At 62.7% G+C, this 17,487-nt stretch carries 19 protein-coding genes and 2 pseudogenes; 14 read left to right on the forward strand and 7 right to left on the reverse strand.

Going from position 1 to position 17,487, the window contains the following annotated elements:
* Position 1: 1 nt before the first annotated feature.
* Together HMPREF3115_RS15370 and HMPREF3115_RS32465 are read left to right on the forward strand one after the other, a co-directional pair.
* The gene (locus HMPREF3115_RS15370) at positions 2-418 is read left to right on the forward strand and encodes a DUF4279 domain-containing protein (RefSeq protein ID WP_043280842.1); all 417 of its coding nucleotides are present in this window, start codon (positions 2-4) and stop codon (positions 416-418) included.
* Between the two features lie 82 nt (positions 419-500).
* Positions 501-875: a hypothetical protein gene (locus HMPREF3115_RS32465; RefSeq protein ID WP_233620164.1), complete on the forward strand. Its 375-nt coding sequence runs from the start codon at positions 501-503 to the stop codon at positions 873-875.
* 148 nt (positions 876-1,023) lie between these two features.
* Here HMPREF3115_RS32465 and HMPREF3115_RS15380 read toward each other — a convergent pair whose 3' ends face one another.
* Positions 1,024-1,422 carry a response regulator gene (locus tag HMPREF3115_RS15380; protein ID WP_051006063.1) on the reverse strand — a complete coding sequence of 133 codons (399 nt, stop codon included), beginning with the start codon at positions 1,420-1,422 and terminating at the stop codon, positions 1,024-1,026.
* Positions 1,423-2,194: 772 nt separating this feature from the next.
* On the opposite strand from HMPREF3115_RS15380, the gene HMPREF3115_RS30915 reads away from it, so the two are divergent.
* From HMPREF3115_RS30915 to HMPREF3115_RS15400, 4 genes are all read left to right on the forward strand, one after another.
* The gene (locus tag HMPREF3115_RS30915) at positions 2,195-2,746 is read left to right on the forward strand and encodes a hypothetical protein (protein WP_141751681.1); all 552 of its coding nucleotides are present in this window, start codon (positions 2,195-2,197) and stop codon (positions 2,744-2,746) included.
* An 863-nt stretch (positions 2,747-3,609) separates the two neighbouring features.
* Positions 3,610-4,230, forward strand: coding sequence for a recombinase family protein (locus HMPREF3115_RS15390; protein WP_043280847.1), 621 nt, complete (start codon positions 3,610-3,612; stop codon positions 4,228-4,230).
* Complete coding sequence (locus HMPREF3115_RS15395; protein WP_006413772.1) at positions 4,227-4,520, forward strand: hypothetical protein; 294 nt, start codon at positions 4,227-4,229, stop codon at positions 4,518-4,520. Before HMPREF3115_RS15390 ends, HMPREF3115_RS15395 begins: the two co-directional genes overlap by 4 nt.
* Positions 4,521-4,522: 2 nt before the next feature.
* Positions 4,523-4,912 carry a hypothetical protein gene (locus HMPREF3115_RS15400; RefSeq protein WP_200022140.1) on the forward strand — a complete coding sequence of 130 codons (390 nt, stop codon included), beginning with the start codon at positions 4,523-4,525 and terminating at the stop codon, positions 4,910-4,912.
* Positions 4,913-5,859: 947 nt separating this feature from the next.
* On the opposite strand, the gene HMPREF3115_RS31635 is transcribed toward HMPREF3115_RS15400, so the two are convergent.
* A complete protein-coding gene (locus HMPREF3115_RS31635; protein ID WP_157788585.1) occupies positions 5,860-6,027 on the reverse strand; it encodes a hypothetical protein in 168 nt (55 codons plus the stop codon).
* 639 nt (positions 6,028-6,666) lie between these two features.
* Between HMPREF3115_RS31635 and HMPREF3115_RS15405 the strand changes: the two genes are divergently transcribed.
* From HMPREF3115_RS15405 to HMPREF3115_RS15415, 3 genes are all read left to right on the forward strand, one after another.
* On the forward strand, positions 6,667-7,527 hold the full coding sequence (locus HMPREF3115_RS15405) for a hypothetical protein (protein WP_006413777.1): 861 nt from the start codon (positions 6,667-6,669) through the stop codon (positions 7,525-7,527).
* Between the two features lie 616 nt (positions 7,528-8,143).
* Positions 8,144-9,349, forward strand: a complete 1,206-nt coding sequence (bamC, locus tag HMPREF3115_RS15410; RefSeq protein WP_035946051.1) for an outer membrane protein assembly factor BamC — start codon at positions 8,144-8,146, stop codon at positions 9,347-9,349.
* Positions 9,350-9,857: 508 nt separating this feature from the next.
* Positions 9,858-10,148: a putative quinol monooxygenase gene (locus HMPREF3115_RS15415; protein ID WP_006402075.1), complete on the forward strand. Its 291-nt coding sequence runs from the start codon at positions 9,858-9,860 to the stop codon at positions 10,146-10,148.
* 39 nt (positions 10,149-10,187) lie between these two features.
* On the opposite strand, the gene HMPREF3115_RS15420 is transcribed toward HMPREF3115_RS15415, so the two are convergent.
* The 3 genes from HMPREF3115_RS15420 to HMPREF3115_RS15430 all read right to left on the reverse strand — a co-directional run bounded on the left by HMPREF3115_RS15420 (position 10,188) and on the right by HMPREF3115_RS15430 (position 11,782).
* Entirely contained in the window at positions 10,188-10,445 is a 258-nt protein-coding gene (locus HMPREF3115_RS15420; protein WP_004191628.1) for a hypothetical protein, read from the reverse strand.
* A 136-nt stretch (positions 10,446-10,581) separates the two neighbouring features.
* On the reverse strand, positions 10,582-10,854 hold the full coding sequence (locus HMPREF3115_RS15425) for a hypothetical protein (protein ID WP_006402074.1): 273 nt from the start codon (positions 10,852-10,854) through the stop codon (positions 10,582-10,584).
* A gap of 211 nt (positions 10,855-11,065) precedes the next feature.
* Positions 11,066-11,782, reverse strand: coding sequence for a YdcF family protein (locus HMPREF3115_RS15430; RefSeq protein WP_006402073.1), 717 nt, complete (start codon positions 11,780-11,782; stop codon positions 11,066-11,068).
* Positions 11,783-11,939: 157 nt separating this feature from the next.
* Here HMPREF3115_RS15430 and HMPREF3115_RS15435 point away from each other — a divergent pair, with 157 nt between their 5' ends.
* Positions 11,940-12,257 (forward strand): hypothetical protein, encoded by a 318-nt coding sequence (locus tag HMPREF3115_RS15435; RefSeq protein WP_006404957.1) that lies wholly within the window; start codon positions 11,940-11,942, stop codon positions 12,255-12,257.
* Between the two features lie 188 nt (positions 12,258-12,445).
* On the opposite strand, the gene HMPREF3115_RS15440 is transcribed toward HMPREF3115_RS15435, so the two are convergent.
* Both HMPREF3115_RS15440 and HMPREF3115_RS15445 read right to left on the reverse strand, forming a co-directional pair.
* Positions 12,446-12,697: a hypothetical protein gene (locus HMPREF3115_RS15440; RefSeq protein WP_070554995.1), complete on the reverse strand. Its 252-nt coding sequence runs from the start codon at positions 12,695-12,697 to the stop codon at positions 12,446-12,448.
* Positions 12,698-12,897: 200 nt separating this feature from the next.
* A pseudogene (locus tag HMPREF3115_RS15445) lies at positions 12,898-13,293 on the reverse strand (transposase); the annotation flags it as partial.
* A 428-nt stretch (positions 13,294-13,721) separates the two neighbouring features.
* Here HMPREF3115_RS15445 and HMPREF3115_RS15450 point away from each other — a divergent pair.
* The 4 genes and pseudogenes from HMPREF3115_RS15450 to HMPREF3115_RS29375 all read left to right on the forward strand — a co-directional run.
* Entirely contained in the window at positions 13,722-14,624 is a 903-nt protein-coding gene (locus tag HMPREF3115_RS15450) for a LysR family transcriptional regulator (protein ID WP_006404955.1), read from the forward strand.
* A 63-nt stretch (positions 14,625-14,687) separates the two neighbouring features.
* Complete coding sequence (locus HMPREF3115_RS15455) at positions 14,688-15,905, forward strand: pyridoxal phosphate-dependent aminotransferase (protein ID WP_070554999.1); 1,218 nt, start codon at positions 14,688-14,690, stop codon at positions 15,903-15,905.
* Between the two features lie 261 nt (positions 15,906-16,166).
* Entirely contained in the window at positions 16,167-17,222 is a 1,056-nt protein-coding gene (gene scpB, locus HMPREF3115_RS15460; protein WP_070555002.1) for an SMC-Scp complex subunit ScpB, read from the forward strand.
* Positions 17,223-17,282: 60 nt separating this feature from the next.
* Positions 17,283-17,487, forward strand: a pseudogene (locus HMPREF3115_RS29375) (23S rRNA pseudouridylate synthase B); the annotation flags it as partial.

Below are 17,487 nucleotides of genomic sequence, written 5' to 3' on the forward strand. Positions count from 1 at the left end.
GATGAGTTCACACCAGCTTGCATATGCGTCGTTCACAATTTCTGGTGACGAAGTGATTCCCGAATTTTGGACTACCTATTTCGGCGTTGTACCCGATACAGCAGTTACAAAGGGCGAGCCATTCACTACGCCGGCCGGCAAAATCAGCCGTGTGCCCGGGCGGACTGGCGTATGGGGTGTGCGCAGCAAAGCCACCGTCCAGAGCGACCGTCTTGAGCCGCACTTGCGCTACCTGATCGAGCGCCTAGCACTGCCCCGCGCAGACCTACGGGAGCGTGTCGAGCGGGCAGGGGCGCGGATGCGGTTCTTCTGCTATTGGGATAATGAGTCCGGCGACCGCATCCCCGATGTGCCGGACGATATCAGAACGATGATGGAATCGCTCGGCGGCACGATAGAAGTCGACGAGTACCGGTAGAGGTGGCTATCCGCCGCCGGATTCTGGTCCCGCCCATCGGTTGGTAGGGTCCGGCTGCCCTCGGTCCACTATGGCGAACAAGATGACGACTGCAGCAACGTTAGACGATTGGGAGCACTTCCACGATTGGTATCTCGATACCGTGACGGTCGGTCGTAACAAGGAACCGCGCACGCTGAGCCTTGGACTCTATCTTGGTGATCGGCGGATAACACTGATATTCGACGGAGTGACGTGTTTCCACCTCGCTCAACTCGGCTTGTTGAACATCGTGAACGGCTTGCGGACTATCGACGCTAATGACGAGGACCACGGGCGGGTGATTGCTCAACTTGCCAAGGGCGAACGCTTGTCCGATCGGCGTGGAGCGCAGATCGGGTATCTGTACTCAACCCTTGGGGCTGAGCTGGCTATCGAGTTCGACACGTGGCGAGCAGTCTCCGGGTCGACCGATTGATACCCGGCGCGAGTTCGGCTTTCTTGGCCGCCGCGCTCCTCAAGGCTGCGCAGGTTCGCGATATCCGCGAAATCAAGCCGCAAAACACGCATTGCGCGGGGTGACAAATCCCGCGCCAAATAGTGTCCAAACACCCGCGACGTTACATTTACTTCGCACGGGCGGGTGGCTCGCTTGCGCGAGTTGCCAGCACTGCCAGAATTACACCGAGTTCGACAGGTTTTACAAAATGGTGATCGAAGCCGGCATTGAACGATGCGGTTTGATCTGAGCGTGCGTCCAAGGCAGTCATTGCCACCAGCAGAGGCGACGGGGCGATATTCATGCTGCGGATCGCTCTCGCTACCGCCCACCCGTCCATACGGGGCATCTGGATATCCAACATCACCACGTCCGGACGCCAGTCGCGGTAAAGATCTAGTGCGCTTGCGCCGTCGTTGGCCGTTTGGATGGCATAGCCGTATAGACTAAAGAACTGCGCATAGGCGGTAACCAGCGCGGAGTCGTCGTCTGCGATGAGCAAGCGCCTAGCTGTTGAAGATGACATGGCGTTCCCGTAGATTGCTTCGTGGCTGAGCAATTTACGCGCCCAATGAAATTGGGAAGCGCTTTAGAGGATGGCAGAGCTTCGTGGCGGCTCGGCACTGGTGAGCGCGCTATGCCGAATGGCCGGGCGAGTAGCCCGACAAGTTGAAGACGGCGGTGAACTCGTACTGGCAGCCCTCGCAGATGTATTCTTGGCGGACGGTTGAGCTACCGACGGCTCTAGCACCAGCAATTACCTTCGGGGAATTGCAGGCGGGGCAGAGGATTTGCTGAGTGGTCGGGACGGGGGATTGCGAATCATCCGGATCGATCATGGTTGTTTGGCAAGAGAAGATGGAGGGAATAAGTCAGCACAGGTTGACCTCACTGGGCCGCCTATGCCTCTATAAGATACTGACGGGCACCTTGCGCATCGCCGCGCACGCTTCCGAAATTAGCGTCGTTGAACGGGTTCGAGGGCACTTAAGATAGCGCTCGCGACACGTCGTAATTCGCAGCTCCACGTTAGAATTTAGCCTCCGGTAAATTTTACTAGATGACGCACATGGACGAACGCCAATCGGTGGAATTCGCGGTGAGGTCGCACGCTCTGTCGTTGCAGCTGTTAGATGAAGCGGCAAGGCAGTTCGAGGAGACGCAGCGGCTTGCGAAGGTGTCTTGGCTTGCGCCGTTGGCGGTCCCTGTTCTATTTGTTATCAGCGCACTGCTCGCGCACGCTTGGTTTCCCACACTGTAGCTTGACGAGCCACGTTGTGACTAAGGCAGCGAGAGCGGTGAGCGCTGTTGTAGCGAGTGGGCAGGAGGCTTGGACGCGTCTGAAAGAGGATGCTCCGCGCCATCGCGCCATTTCACGCGCGATGACCGAGGCAGCCTACCAGCGGCGCAAACAGTCGCAGGCCGCTCGCTGCCGGTGGTGGATTCAGGTCGGGGAGGCACTGATCGCCGGGCGACACCAGAGCAGATCGAATCAATCCTATTCGGCATGGCTTACGGCACATGGTTTCGACGCGATTCCATATAGACTCCGTCAGGATGCCGCATGGTTTGCCTTGAACGCAAAAACGCTTGGAGAACTGCCCGACGGCTTGGCGAACCCCACGACCATACGGCGATGGGCGAGGTCCCGTGGTTCTTCGGCGGCGCGGCGTGTTGACGGGGACGCCAAGGGTCTTGTATCAACGGATGAAGTTGACGCCCTAAGAACGGCATTTGCGTTGCTTCAGGACGCCGAGCGGGATGCCCGGCGCAGCATGAAAGCTGTAGACGAGGCTGCGCGGCTGCTCTACAAGGTGAACGCGGCTATAAAGCGCCGAGGAGATGCGTAACTCGCGGAGGCATAATCATTTATCAACGCCGCAGACGTCAGCGGCGTCCACGCATGGTCTTGCATGAAGGTGCTACGCAGCGCCGTTGTTCAACGTGGGACTGCTCACACGTGCCAATCGTGCGCGGAGAAGAACGATAGTTCACGACCGAGCTCTGGCGTTTCTCCGCAGCGTCTCGCGAAATTTGCCTGAACCTCAATTTTTTTCCCGAAAATTCGCGGCAAGGTGTCTCGGCCACGCGAGCCAAATTCCCCCCCCGTCGCCCCTGGCGAGTCGCCCAGAACGGAGCAGGGCATTCCTCTCGCACGAGTTCAACCCCCGAACATGAATCTCCGCGTCGGAGAGATCGACCGGGAACCGTGGTTCCCTACCAGGGGACGTGTGTATTGCCGTGGGCATCGCGCATCTTGGAAGCGCAGTTCGGACGCTGGACTTTGACGAATAGGGTGTGCGACTTTTGCACCCCCTCGGGTGACCGCAGAATACGACCGTAATCTTCGAGTCGGGCCTGTTACGCGCCACGACAACGTGAAGCGCACCACCGACCCACTTGTGCGGGTCAGTGTCGGCTCCTCAATTTGAGGAGCCAAGGTATGCGTCCGCGAAAGGTGTGCAGCGTCCGTCCGACGAATACCGGCGGGGCGAACGCGATTCCTACATCATCGCGGCGCAACTCTCACCGCCGTTCATGGCGAGTTTAGGGGGCGTACAGCATCCGCGTCTTCCCTCCTTGAGTGTTCCGTTGGGGTATGCCTGTAGGGAACGCGCAACGTCGGTGCGATTCCGTTCCGTTGAAGTTGACAGATTTTCGGAACAACGGATAATTCGAAACACCACTTCAACGGAACGAGGTTACGCAGTACATGAGACGTATCTACTACGGGCGTGTATCCACGCTCGACGGGCAGACGGCTTCGAGCCAGTACGCGGACGCAGCGGCTCAAGGCATAGCCGCTGATGATGTGTTCATAGATGAGGGGGTGAGCGGGTATCACGTACCGCCCTCCGAACGTGAACAGTGGCAGCACGTAGAGCGCGACCTTCGCAAAGGCGGGGTCTTGGTGGTTCGCTGGCTCGACCGTATCTCGCGGCGCTACGACGAACTTCACGAGACCATGCAGCGCCTTATGAAAAAGGGCGTGCGCGTGGAATGCACACTCAACGGCATGGTGTTTGACGGACAGGAGGGCGACGCCACGCGTAAGGCTATCCGGGACGCAATCCTGGCATTCATGGCGGCGCAGGGCGAGGCGGACTATCGAAACCGGCGCGAGATGCAGGCGCGGGGGATCGCCGTAGCCAAGGCTGAAGGCAAGTACAAGGGCAGGAAGCCCGCCGTGGATTACGCAGAAGTCCGGGCGTATCACGCGGAACACGGCGGCTCCGTGCGGTCTCTCGCGGAACACTTTGGCGTAGGACTTGCCACCATTTCCCGCGCATTGAATTCCGCAAGAACCAACGACTCCGAGGAGGCAGACCAATGATTGGACCGCATACCCAACTCATTCGCGCTCGTATTGCGTTTTCTCGCGCTGGATTGAACGGCGACCATTCGTGGCTCGCGAAACCTGAAACTGAACGGGCCGCGTCCGGCGTTCGTCTTGCATTTCATCGCCGCGGCATCGCGAGCATGCCATCTGGGGAACTTGCGCTGCATTGGGCGGCGTCATTGGAGGACCAGATGCTGAGACTTGCTCAGGAGCTTGACGCGCTTGAAACGCAGTATGCCGCGCTCGATGCAGCGATGCATGTTGCCGACGATGAGCTGCAGTAACGGTGAAAGGTCCGAACATGAATTCAAAGCAATCTAACGTCGCGACGTTCGCTGCGCTCCACCGCCACGCCGTTAGTGTCTTCGGCGCCGACCAGGTGGGCGAGTATGTCACAGAGGTCGCTGGGTTTCCCTGGTTCGCCTTGGCGCTTGGCGGCGTAGAAATGGTCGCGGAGTATCACGAGGACGCAGACCGGTATGTGCTCAATACTTGCGACGGCGACTGCATTGTGAGCCGGAAAGGTGCAGCGGGGGCGTTTGTACTTTGGAACGCAATGTGCAGAAAAGCCCGCGCGAACGGCGAACTCAATGGTGGGCGCGGCCTGTTGAATCGGCTGCAAAACCTGGCACCCAAAGCGGCGCGGCGGTTGCGCGATTCCGGGCTCACGCAATGAACATCTGAGCCGCCCGAGATATTGGACGTAACCCAAGGGCTCGCCTTCCGGCGGGCTCTTTTTGTTTATGCGCCCTGCGTCTATCCGCGCAACGCAATGAGCTGCCGTAGTCGTGAAAAGACGGTCCGTGGCTGCGAAAGCCGTAACGTCAATTAACTCCGCACATTGTAAGAGCCGGAATCGGCCAGCCGAGGCCGTGCCGTTCAGACGGCCTTTTTATTCCGGCGCGTTCCACTTTTCGCAAGTGCGTGCATTTGCGTCCCTCTGTTTTTCGCCGAAACGACATTCACGATGCGATACCTACCGACAAACTTCATCCCGCCTACGCAACGCGTATGCCGCTGTTGCAAGCGGCTTCTGCCCATCACCGCCTTCTACGAGGACAAGAGCGTTAGCCCCAAGCTCCGATCACGCTACGCGGCTCGCTGCATTGAATGCGTGACAACCGAGAAACGGAGGCGATACGCGGCGAATCCGCAGGCTGCCGCAGCGCTCCGCAAGGAACAACGCGAGCGCAAGAAAGCCCGCGATGCCGCTGAGCGGCTCCGGCAGCAAGTAATCGCCCATAGCATCGCGCGAGGCAATCAGTAATGTTAGATGTCAAACGCTGCCCAAAGTGTGGCGAGACCAAAGAGCGGGCCGAGTTTTATCGGGACGCGTCCAAACGCGACGGGTTGCGTTCATTGTGCAAGGCGTGCTGTCGCCGCTATCGCATCGCAAATCCAGAAAAGCACCGGGCAGCGGTTGTCCGATGGAAGGCCAGGAATCCCGAGCGGGTGTCTTTGCACAACGCCCGTCATCATCGAAAGCATTGGGCCGAGCGGGATATTACCGACGCTCGCCGCCGAGGGCCTGTGGTCGGGCTGACACCCGAGTATCTGCGGTCGATCCAGAGCGGCAAATGTGCCTGCTGTGGATTCGTGCCCGTCGACTTTCGCAGACTCCACCTAGATCGCCTTGATACTGCGCAGCCGTATCAACCCGGCAACGTCGCTTACCTTTGCAGAATATGCAACATTCGCAAGAGCAATCTGACCGCTACCGACCTCCTTGCCCGCTTCGAGCGCAACTTTGCTGCGGGAAAGGACATGGCGGCGCATGATCTTTTGCTGCACCTGTATATCCGTCGCCAGAAGCGTAGGCGGGCGTGCCAACGACCGTCGTAGCGCCACGAGGAGGCATCCGCGTGCACGCGCGTCTCCAGGAACACCGTCTTGTAACACGCCTGCTGTCTGAAGGCGTCCATGCCCTACCAACATGGGCTGTCAAGGAGACGGAATAAATCAGCACATGTTAAGGACTGCCGGGGCCGTGCCTATGATTATCTAAGAGGTAGAGGCAGCAAGGCTTGCATTGGCTTTCGCTGATGCAGCAGCTGTAGACCCGATCAAAGATGTCCCTGTTGATTGTCGATGGGCTGCATCCCACCAGATACCAGGGCCGTCCTGTTGGCGTCCCCGCGCCGCATCGAAGACGGCATGCTGTCTGTCTGACCCACTTGAATCTCGGAGCCTTCCGGGATCGCGTGCACCGCGTCTTCAGTCGTCTTACCCCACCGCGACCGAGCCAGCGCCGTTGGCGGGCACACCTCCCGACGGCCAGAGGTGATGCGGGTCTTTGCGACACCACACACGCCACAAGGCGCATCAATCACACCATCAAAATATGAGCTTCATGTTGCACTCCAACAATAGCCTATTCGTTACCGCCAACAAAAGAGCCACGGGCGACGGTACGGGAACAAGCTGTCGCTGATGAAGGCGTGGTCGGACAACATTCGCCGCACTGCTGGACTCGTCCAGCTCGCCAATATCCGCAAGTGGGTCGCGCAGTACGACAAGCTCGATAAGAGCAAGATCGCGCAGCTCGGCGCACTCGGAATCGGAGAACCGGAAGCGAAGCGGCTGAATGAACTGTTCACGAAATACGGCTCGGAGCAGCGGCGCGGACTGTTCTCGCCGGGCATCTCGAAGTGGCTTAATGAGCGCGACGGCGACCACATGAAGTACGTGCTGGAGTCCGCACTCATCAAGGCGCAGAAGCGAGCCTCGTACACGTCCGGCTACGGCAACCAGCCGCTCTTGATGGACAAGTGGTACGGGAAGATGTTTCTGCAGTTCCAGTCGATGGCGATGCAGTTCTCCAACAACTTCATCCGAGCTGGCGTACAGCATGGTTTCGTCACGGGCGACCACATGCGCTTCGCGTCTGCTCTCGGCACGGCGTTGGCGGCAGGCGTGCTCATGAACGTCATCTCGACGTTCCGCAAGGGGCAGGACATCTCCGAGCAGGAACCGCAGCAGTTCGCGTACAACGTGATCCAGCGCTCGGGTCTTCTCGGTATGGCTGGCTCCTACACGGACGCGGCAGTGAAGCTCATGGACCCCGTGCTGAACGATCACCTCGGCTGGACGCTCGGGGGAGGGGCCTCGAAGTTCTCGCAGAACTCCTGGCTCGCAAACCTGATGGGGCCGTGGAAGGGGAACGTCGAAACGCTGGAAAGCATCGCCGCGAATTCGCTCAACGGCGACTTCGATAAGGTGGGCAAGAAGGCGCTCCAGCTTGCTCCGTTGAATCAACAACTTCAGATGATCGCAAGGATGATCTCAGACTAACCAACTTACTACTTCGTGCCGCAGCGCCCGCGCATTGGCGGGCGTTTCAACTTGGACTTATGGATCGAATAGAATGCAATGCGACGACCAAACCACCGCAGGCCCTCTCGCGGAACTGGTGCTCTCTACGCTCCAGGAAAGTCTGAGGGGAATCCGGCCCTTCTTGCGCATATGTACTCCCATTCGGTGACGCCGCTCTGGGGATCGGGAACTACTAGCGCTGGGCATTTTTCGGCGTTGCGGAACGCCGTACGTGAATCAGCGCGTACGGACGACGCTGGGAAAACTGGGGGAGATGTGCCGGCAGACTTTCCGGGAGCGGCGTTCGCGCCCTCGACTCAAAGCCATTCAGGCAACGCTAGATGCATGCTAGACTGGCGGTGTGTATGTGCGACGGGCAAAAACCGCCTACATATTCCTCGGAAAGCCTTATTCCACCGTGGTTAGACGATTTTCAAATCCTCTCGCCCCGACCAGACAAGAACCCGCGTCAGTTCAAGCTGACGCGGGTTTTTTCTTGCCGGTCGCTTTTTTGCACAGTGCCGCGCGGCCCCGGTAAAATGCACGGTTGATCCACGGAAAGCGCCGTGATTTAGCGGAAGAGGATTCCCCGAACATGACTGATCTTCGTCTTACCATGCGGTTCGCTGCAGTGCTCGCCACCGGCGCGCTCGTCGCCGGTTGCGGTACGTCGTCGCCCACGAAAGTGGACTACAAGAGCGACTCGAAATCGAAGGAAGCGTCGCTTGCAGTGCCGCCCAACATGCTCGACGAGACGGCCGATCAGCGTTCGCTGCCTCCGCAGGGCGGCGCGACTTCCCTGTCTGCGCTGCAGCAGGTCCAGCAGGCTGCACCGGCCACGGACACCGTCGCGCCGGCCGTCGCCGACATGCGCATCCAGCGCGACGGCACCGAGAGCTGGCTCGTGATCGACGGCAAGAAGCCGGCCGACGTCTGGCCGCAGGTGCGCCGCTTCTGGCAGGAGCAGGGTTTCCTGCTCGTCGTCGACCAGCGCGACAAGGGCGTGATGGAAACGGACTGGAACGAGACGCGCCCGCAAATCAACGACGGCCTGATCCGCAGCGTGATCTCGAAGGCGATGGGCAACTCGTACGTGACGGCCGAGCGCAACAAGTACCGCACGCGTCTCGACGCGGCGCCGAACGGCGGCACCTACGTGTTCATCAGCCAGAAGGGGATGCGCGAAGCGCTCACCGGCGCGAACAACGATTCGAGCAAGTGGGAGCCGAAGCCGAACGATCCGGGCCTCGAAACCGAATACCTGAAGCGCCTGATGGCCGTGCTCGCGCAAAACGAGCAGCGTGCGAAGAACGGCGAGCCGCCGATCGCCAACATCAAGGAAGAGGCCGCGCCGAAGGACAAGAAGGACGCCGATGCGTCGTCGAAGGCGGCCGCCGCCATCGCCGCGCAGAACGTGTCGCGCACGTCGTCGCAGGGCGGCGATGCGAGCGCCGCCACGGTGCCGTCCGAGGTGACGCTCGGCGAACCGTACGATCGCTCCTGGCTGCACGTCGGCCTGGCGCTCGATCGCGCGAACTTCACGGTCGACGATCGCGATCGCACGCAGGGGCTGTATTTCGTGCGCTACGTCGATCCGAAGGATCTCAGCGCGGCCCAGCAAGGCTTCTGGAGCCAGCTGTTCCACGGCAAGAAGGAGAAGCAGGCGAAGCAGTATCGCGTCAACGTGAAGGCGCTGACGCCGGACGAGACGCGCGTCGCGGTCGTCGACGAGTCGGGCGCAATCGACACCTCGTCGCCCGCGCGCCAGATCATGGCACTGCTCGTGAATCAGCTGCGCTGACCGCACCACGCCCCCATGCAAAACCCGCCATCCGGCGGGTTTCTTTATGCGCGCGCGGACGTGCGGGACAGCGCACGGACACCTCGCGTGACGTTACGTAACGTTCCGGGCGTTACGGTGGCAGAACGCGTGTTACATCGTCACGGCCTAAAAATTTCCGCTTATAAATCAACGCAATAGTGGCCAATCCTCATCTGGCACGGAAGCTGCTTTGTATGTAGGGATTGTCAGAAAGGGGAGGACGGCGTCAGATGCCGGGCGCGCGTCGCGAACGCCCGATCAACGGTATCGACGCTGCCGATGCCGGTGCAATGCGCCGGCGACAACGATGACGATCCGCGCCGCGCGCGGATCCCGATGGCCCCGTCGCCTATCCTCGTAGGGCGACGGTTTTGCCCGCGCTTCTCTGAAGCGCGGGCTATTTTTTGGTCCGTCGCGATGTACGGCGCCCATACGGTCACCGTGCGATTCGCGTATTCTCGTCGTTTTCGAATTCGACGGAGGCGGTATGGCTGAAATTGCAGTGGTCGCGTTGATTGTCGCGAAGCCCGGCGCGGAAGAGAAACTGCGCGCGGTGCTCGAGCGTATCGTCGAGCCGACGCGCAACGAAGTCGGCGCGTTGCAATACGATCTGCATCGGGACCTGAAGGAGCCGGCCCGATTCGTCTTCATCGAACGATGGGAGAGCGAGGAGGCGCTGGCCGCCCATGCACGTTCCGCGCATATCCTCGCGTATCGCGAGGCGGCCGCGGACTGGATCGAGCGTTCGGAAGTCCGCGTATTGTCGAAGCTCGCGTGAGCGAGCGGGGCGGCCGGCTGGCGCGGCCGCCGCGATGCGTCAGTGCGACGCGTTCGGCACGTCGAGGATCAGGATGATCGTCCAGTCGGCGTCGCCGTCGTGATGGTACTGGCGTTCCGCGACGATGAACGGCTGCTGCTTGCCTTGCGGGCCGAGGAACAGCACGTCGCCTTCCATCGGCAGGCACTCGATCGGCGGCAGTGCGAGGAACGCGTCGTCCGAGCCGCGCGGCATCAGTTGCTTGATCTTGCGAGTGGCGGCTTCGGTCCACTCGATGTCGAGTTGAATGTTGCTCATGCTGTCCTCCGCACCGGGGTGCGCACGGTTGGAAAAATTCGGTGCGCGACTTTAGCACAGCGCGCGGGCGCCGCAAGTAAAAAAGCCGAACCCGGTTGCCCGGATTCGGCTTTTCGCTTGTGCGGAGCCGCCGAACTTACTGGCTCGCAGCGTCTGCCGGCGCGGCCTTCTTGCCGGCCTTCTTCGCTGCCTTGTGGTGAGCAGCCTTCTTGCCGTGGTGATGCTCTTCGTGCATCGCCGGCTGCGCCGCTTCGGACGCTTGCTGCTGTTGCAGCGCCTGTGCGCGCTGCTCGATCTCGGCGATCTTGGCCGGATCGGTGATGGTCTTGATTTCCGTGCTCTCTTGCGCATACGCTGCGCCAGTCAGCGCCGACATCGCAACCAGGATAGCCAGGGACGTCTTCTTCATTGCTTTACCTCCGCTAAGTGGTGATGAACCCGAGTGTTGCCGTTTTGTCTGGCGACTGCAATCGAGTGCGTGTCGAGTGTAACAAAAGTGACGGATCAATGTGCACCGGATCGCGCCGGCGCGCAAGCGTACGTTGAAGCCGCGCAACACTTCGCGAGGCCCGTCACGCGGATGCCATCGTCCGTTGCGATCGTTGCGGCGCGCTGCGCGATCAGAACCGGCCGATCAGCCGATAGACATGAAACTGCGCGATGCCGATCAACTCGTGCAGCGCGAGTTCGGCCGCGACGACATTCGACCAGCGCGGCAGCCACCCCGTATGCGCTTCGCGGCGATTCGCAAAGACGGGCTGCGGATCGATGCCGAAACGGCGGAAGTCGAGCAGTGCGCGGCGCATCTGATACGACGACGTGATGAGAATACGCGCGTCGTCACGCCGTGAGCGTAGTATAGACGTCGTGAATTGCGCGTTTTCATAGGTCGTGCGGCTCTTCGGTTCGAGCACGAGATCGCCGGGATCGATGCCGGCGGCGACGAGTCCGCGCCCGTACACGGCCGCTTCGGTGTCGCCGTGATGCTGCGGATCGCCGCCCGACATCACGACGGTGCACCGCTCGGCCTGCCGGCGGCAGGTTCGGTACAGTTCCGCGGCCTTGCGAATGCGAGCCGCGCCGTCCCGCGGCGGCCGAAGGCCGTCATCGGCGCGCTGCGTGCCGGCACCGAGGACGATGAGTACCGTCTGTCCATGCATGTCCGGATGCTCGACCGGTTCGACGCCGGCTTCGGCCCACGCGACGAATGGCGCCGCGAGCCAGCCGCTCGCGATGAGCCAGAACAGCGCGACCGCGGCGAGCGCGATACGCCGCCGTTGCTTGCGGCACAGCAGGAATCCGATGAAGAGAAGTACAAATGAATCGAACAGAATCAATTTGATTGGGGTATGGTGTCTTTTTATGGATGGCTGACAATTCGCCCCTGACGCGACGCCGAATGTCGGCCCCAAGAACCGGTGGCGGTATCGGCGGGCGGAGACCCCGTCCGGCGCGCCGCTTCGCATTGTCGCTGCACTTTAAGAAAGAATCGAGATGGCCACGTATTCCAATGAAGCGGTGCTCGACGCATTGAGACGAGTGCAGTACCGCCAGGTTCCGTGGGCGCGCCGCCCGGGCGTGTTCGAGTATCTGCGATCGCTCGGGCTGATGGACACGGTCAGGCAGAAGACCGTGGCGCCCGCACCCGGCTTTCACGCCCCGGTGGACATCGCGGTGCTCACCGACAGCGGTCGCGCCGAGTTCGCGCGCCTCGAGCGCGAAGAGAAAGCGGCGACCTGGCTCGATCGACGGATGGACGACTACGCGCTCAGCGAAGCGGGCGCCGTATCGGTTCTCGAAAGCCGCCTCTAGCGCAGGCGGCGTATCCGCCGCAAAGGGCATGCTCGAAAAAAAGCCCGTATCACGAGGATACGGGCGTACCGGATACTTTTGCTGCTGCCACGCTGTGCTCATGGCAACCGTGTGACCCGGTGCATGGCGGTCAGTTCCCTGGCGCCGGCATTTTCTTCGGTGAATCGGTGAAGTGCGACTACCTGCGACTACGGATGTCGCGGCAGGTCGTTCGGCTGCGAGCCGATGCGTGCGCGCGCGTTGCTTGCGATGTCGCCGCGCAGGTCGCCGCGCGGCACGGTCTGCCGGTCGGGCGGTGTGGAGGGCGGCGGCTGATGCGCCAGCGCATTTCGATGATCCTGGCGGCGTGGCGCCTTCGTGCGATCGTCGGCGTGGACGGGAGTCGCCAGCACCACGGAAACGACAATGCCGCATGCGACGAGCAGTGACATTGGTTTCATGGAGGGCTCCCTTCAAGCCGTCGGCGCGGCCCGTTGATATGTCGCTAAGGTAAGCGTGGGAGTGCAGGCTTGCTGTAAATAATAGTAAATAGATGTATCGCCGAGCGGCGTCCGTAACGGGGCGTCACGCGTGCGCCGCGCGCAAGGCGGCAAGCAGAATGAAAACGGGCGGCCGAAGCCGCCCGTATCGCTATCCGTTACGCCATTTTGACCGGCGCGCGCCACGATTCCGGATTGGTCCAGAACGCGCCGCGCAGTCGATCGCGGCTCGGCGGTGCAGGCGGCTTCGCCGCGCTTGCGCCGATCCGGCCGCGCAGCGAAATCTGACGGCCGCTCGTGCCGAGTCGCTTGACGATTTCGGCGAGTGTGCCGTCGGCCTGCCATTCATCGAAGCGACGACGGCAGGTCGGCGGAGACGGATAGCGGCCCGGCAGTTTGGACCAGTCTTCGCCCGTCGACAGAACCCAAAGCACGGCATTTACCACCGAACGGGCCTCCACGCGCGGGCGGCCGCGCCGCTCACTGCGTGCAGGCTCCGAGCAAAACAGTCCTTCGACCAGCGCCCATTCGTTATCTCTCAAATCGTCGAACAGCATCATGTCCTCACCTCAGCGAAGCTAACTCCGGTGCGCTGCCATGCGCCGCGCACTCTTCAGGCACTCGTCGTCGAGTGCCGGGTGGGGGCGTTCGGTTGGCCGGTAGCGGTGTTCCTGCCCGTTGTCCGACATCACCTGCGCCCTGTGCGCCATGCAATGCACGAAGCGTGCCATGTCGGAGGCGAATCCCTCGAGAGCCGCTTGGCAGCGAGCCGACGGCTAAGTCAGCTAGGGGCGTATAAGACGCCAAAATAACCCGTCAGCAAATCAGGACAATCACCAATCTTGTGCAATTCGCCCGTACGGCGTGCGTTTGCGCGCTTATTGCACCGCAGCGAAACACGCCGTGCCGAGATCGATTCACACGTCGCGGCATCCATCGCGCATTAAAATCGCGCATCGATATCGACGATTGATGAGGTCCGGGGATGAACGTCACGCTGCGCCAGCTTCGCGTATTCATCGAGGTCGCGCGGCTCAGGAGCTTCAGCCGCGCCGGCGACGAGATCGGGCTCACGCAGTCCGCGGTCAGCCGTTGCGTGCGCGAACTGGAGACCGAGCTCGGGCTGAAGCTGATCGATCGCACGACGCGCGACGTGCAGTTGACCGATGTCGGGGCGAACCTGATCGCGAGCGTGTCGCGGCAGCTCGACGATCTCGACGACACGCTGCGCGAAATTCGCGAGATCGGCGAGCAGCGCCGCGGGCGCGTGATCGTCGCGGCGAGCCCGACGATCGCGTGCCGGCTGATGCCGCGCGTCGTCGCGTCGTGCGAGCGGCAGTTTCCGTTCGTCACGCTCGGGCTGCGCGACGACGTGCAAAGCGACGTGCTGCGCAAGGTGAAGTCGAGCGAAGTCGACTTCGGCGTCGTGATCGGGCCGCTGGCCGTCGCGGATCTCGTCTGCGAGCCGCTGATGACCGATTCGTTCTGCCTCGTCGCGCGCGCCGATCATCCGCTGGCCGCACGCACCGAGGTGCCGTGGACCGCGCTGAACGGCGAACGCCTCGTCCTGCTCGATCACGCCTCGGGCAGCCGTCCGCTGATCGATGCGGCACTGGCCGCTCACCGCGTCAACGCGACGGTGATGCAGGAGCTCGGCCATTCCGCGACCGTGTTCGGGCTCGTCGAGGCCGGCATCGGCGTGAGCGTGCAGCCGTGGCTGTCGTTGCCGTTGCCGGCCGGCTCGACGCTCGTCGCGCGGCCGCTGACGCCGCGCACCGAACGGACGGTCGAGCTCGTGCGGCGCCGCGACCGGTCGCTGTCGCCTGCCGCGCAGGCGATCTGGGAGCTCGTGCGCGAGATGCCGTCGCGTGCGGAGGACCTCGACTGACGCGCGTGCGGCCCTGCGTCGTGGGTACACTACGCGAATCGCGTTCTCCGGTGGCGATCGACGATGGTGCATTCCGCAGATTCCGCAGATTCCGCAGAGTTCGAGCCGGCGCATGAGCCTGCAGCCCGCGAAGCAGTGCACGCGTTGCGCCCGTCGCTGATCCGCGAAGTCGCGAATGCAGGTTTCGGCGTGCGCGACGTCTTGCCGTTCTGGTTCGGCGAATCCGATCGCGTGACGCCGGACTTCATCCGCGATGCGGCGGCCGTCGCGTTGCGGGACGGCGCGACGTTCTACACGCCGAATCTCGGCACGGCGTCGCTGCGTCGTGCGATCGCCGGCTACGTGAGCGCGCGCCACGGTGCCACGGCGCTCGACTCGATCGCGGTCACGAGCTCGGGCGTCAGCGCGCTGATGCTCGCCGCGCAGCTGCTGGTCGGGCCCGGCGATCGAGTCGTCGCGCTCACGCCGCTGTGGCCGAATCTGGTCGAGATTCCGAAGATTCTCGGTGCGTGCGTCGAGTGCGTGCCGCTCGCGTATGGGCGCGCCGGCTGGCAGCTCGACGTCGACCGGCTGCTCGCGGCGCTGACGCCCGACACGCGGATGCTGATGATCAACTCGCCGAACAATCCGACCGGCTGGACGATGTCGCGCGACGATCAGCTTGCCGTGCTCGCGCATTGCCGCCGACACGGGATCTGGCTCGTGGCCGACGAGGTGTACGAGCGGCTCGCGTTCGATGCGGGCGGCGCGCCATCGTTGCTCGATATTGCGTCACGCGACGAACGCGTCGTCGTCGTCAATTCGTTTTCCAAAGCATGGGCGATGACGGGATGGCGGCTCGGCTGGCTCGTCGCGCCCGTTGCCTTGGCCGGCGATCTGTCGAAGCTGGTCGAATACAACACCTCCTGTGCGCCGGCGTTCGTGCAGGCGGCCGGCGAAGTCGCGCTGCGCGACGGCGAGCCGTTTGTCCGCACGTTCGTGGCGGCGCTGCGCGACGCACGCGATCATCTGATCGGCGCGTTGCGCACGCTGCCGGGCGTCGACGTGGCCGCGCCGCCGGGCGCGATGTACGTATTCCTGAAGCTGCCGGGTGCCGACGACAGCCTCGCGTTCTGCAAGGCGCTGGTGCGCGAGGCGGCGCTCGGCCTTGCGCCCGGTCGCGCGTTCGGGCCGGAAGGCGAGGGCTTCGTGCGCTGGTGCTACGCCAGCGATACGGCTCGACTGGATGCCGGTGTCGAGCGTCTGCGCCGCTTTCTGGCGCGCGGCGCGCGTGTCGGCTGAAGCGGGGCCGGAGTGCCGGCCGCGCCGCGCGACTCATCTTTACGCACCGGGCAATTTTGCGTAATATGGCGCTCAGTCACGCGGCTCCGTCGTTGAGTCGTGCTGTTCCGTCCGGTTCGGGCCTGGCTTGAAGTCGATGCTGCCGCCCCCGGTTCGTGCTCCCATCAATATGACCGATCAGAATCGGGCGAGCGCGTCTTCCGTTCCTTTCGTCTGTTTTGTTGATCCGGTTCGTTTGACCACAGGGTCTGGCCTAGCTGCATGAATACCCAAGAGGCGAAGATCGTCCTCGAGACTGCTTTGATCTGTGCGCAGGAGCCGCTCAAGCTCGGCGATTTGCGCAAGCTCTTTGCCGACGGCGTGTCGGCTGACACGGTCCGCACGTTGCTCGAAGATCTGAAACAGGATTGGTCCGGCCGCGGTGTCGAATTGGTGGCGCTCGCGAGCGGATGGCGCTTTCAGAGCAAGCCGGCGATGCGTCATTTTCTCGATCGCCTGCATCCCGAAAAGCCGCCGAAATATTCGCGCGCGGTGCTCGAAACGCTGGCAATCATCGCGTACCGGCAGCCGGTCACGCGCGGCGACATCGAGGAAATCCGCGGCGTCACGGTCAACACGCAGGTGGTCAAGCAGCTCGAGGATCGCAACTGGATCGAAGTGATCGGGCATCGCGACGTGCCGGGGCGTCCGGCGCTGTATGCGACGACGAAGCAGTTTCTCGACGACCTCGGACTGAAGGCGCTCGACGATCTGCCCGCGCTCGAAGAGCCGGCCGCGAACATCGAGGCCGCGCTGCTCGCGCAGCAGGCAATGGATTTCGACGGCGACGCGCCGGAAGCTGCCGACGATGCGACCGCGGCCGATGCGTCGTCGGCCGAAGCGGCTGAAGCGGGCGAAGCAACCGAAGCAGCCGAAGCGCAGCCGGACGCCGTGCCGAACATGGCGACGACGGACGAACACGCGTCGACGCAGGAATTGCCAAACCGCGATACGCTCGGGGCTGATCGCGGGAAAACGGAACAGGCCGGTGCCGAAGCAGCGCCGGCCGGCGTGCAGCTGGTGCCGCTGCATGCGGAATCGAACGAGGAAGATCGCAAGCCGGCCGCCGAAGCGGCTGCCGGAGACGGTGCGGAAGCGACCGGCGACAGGCCGGACGAGGCCGAAGAGGCCGATGCGCACCGTACCCGTCCCGCGGACGGCGAGATGCCGGACGACACGTCCGACAGTCTTGCCGACGCCGTGCGCAGCGCCAGCGCGTCGATCGACGCGGATGCGCTGCAGGACGACGAAGCAGAACCCGAACAGCGTCGCGCCTGATCGCGGCTGACTTCTTGCCGCGCCCGTTCCGGGCGCGAGACCTGACATTTTGAGGTTGTTTTGACAGATATCCACGATATTGAATCGTCCGCGCCCGCCGTGCAGGCTGCGCGCGCCGACGATGCGCCGGAGCAGGACGCTCCGGCCGCGGGTGGCGACGAACGTCCCCGCCGCGGCCTGCGGCGCGGTCCGCGCAGCCTGATCGCGCGCCGTCGCGCAGCGGCCAAGTCGAAGGGCGCCGACGCGGCGCCGCAAGACGGCGAAG

This window comes from Burkholderia sp. HMSC10F09 (genome assembly GCF_001806955.1).
Lineage (GTDB): Bacteria > Pseudomonadota > Gammaproteobacteria > Burkholderiales > Burkholderiaceae > Burkholderia > Burkholderia multivorans.

What these genes read in the sequence shown, in the direction of transcription:
- HMPREF3115_RS32465 (WP_233620164.1), top strand. Translation starts at nt 501, where the DNA reads ATGACGACTGCAGCAACGTTAGACGATTGGGAGCACTTCCACGATTGG.
- scpB (WP_070555002.1), top strand. Translation starts at nt 16,167, where the DNA reads ATGAATACCCAAGAGGCGAAGATCGTCCTCGAGACTGCTTTGATCTGT.
- HMPREF3115_RS15420 (WP_004191628.1), bottom strand. Translation starts at nt 10,445, where the DNA reads ATGAGCAACATTCAACTCGACATCGAGTGGACCGAAGCCGCCACTCGC.
- HMPREF3115_RS15390 (WP_043280847.1), top strand. Translation starts at nt 3,610, where the DNA reads ATGAGACGTATCTACTACGGGCGTGTATCCACGCTCGACGGGCAGACG.
- HMPREF3115_RS15405 (WP_006413777.1), top strand. Translation starts at nt 6,667, where the DNA reads ATGAAGGCGTGGTCGGACAACATTCGCCGCACTGCTGGACTCGTCCAG.
- HMPREF3115_RS15395 (WP_006413772.1), top strand. Translation starts at nt 4,227, where the DNA reads ATGATTGGACCGCATACCCAACTCATTCGCGCTCGTATTGCGTTTTCT.
- HMPREF3115_RS15370 (WP_043280842.1), top strand. Translation starts at nt 2, where the DNA reads ATGAGTTCACACCAGCTTGCATATGCGTCGTTCACAATTTCTGGTGAC.
- HMPREF3115_RS15440 (WP_070554995.1), bottom strand. Translation starts at nt 12,697, where the DNA reads ATGAAACCAATGTCACTGCTCGTCGCATGCGGCATTGTCGTTTCCGTG.
- HMPREF3115_RS15450 (WP_006404955.1), top strand. Translation starts at nt 13,722, where the DNA reads ATGAACGTCACGCTGCGCCAGCTTCGCGTATTCATCGAGGTCGCGCGG.
- HMPREF3115_RS15455 (WP_070554999.1), top strand. Translation starts at nt 14,688, where the DNA reads ATGGTGCATTCCGCAGATTCCGCAGATTCCGCAGAGTTCGAGCCGGCG.
- bamC (WP_035946051.1), top strand. Translation starts at nt 8,144, where the DNA reads ATGACTGATCTTCGTCTTACCATGCGGTTCGCTGCAGTGCTCGCCACC.
- HMPREF3115_RS15415 (WP_006402075.1), top strand. Translation starts at nt 9,858, where the DNA reads ATGGCTGAAATTGCAGTGGTCGCGTTGATTGTCGCGAAGCCCGGCGCG.
- HMPREF3115_RS15380 (WP_051006063.1), bottom strand. Translation starts at nt 1,422, where the DNA reads ATGTCATCTTCAACAGCTAGGCGCTTGCTCATCGCAGACGACGACTCC.
- HMPREF3115_RS15425 (WP_006402074.1), bottom strand. Translation starts at nt 10,854, where the DNA reads ATGAAGAAGACGTCCCTGGCTATCCTGGTTGCGATGTCGGCGCTGACT.
- HMPREF3115_RS15435 (WP_006404957.1), top strand. Translation starts at nt 11,940, where the DNA reads ATGGCCACGTATTCCAATGAAGCGGTGCTCGACGCATTGAGACGAGTG.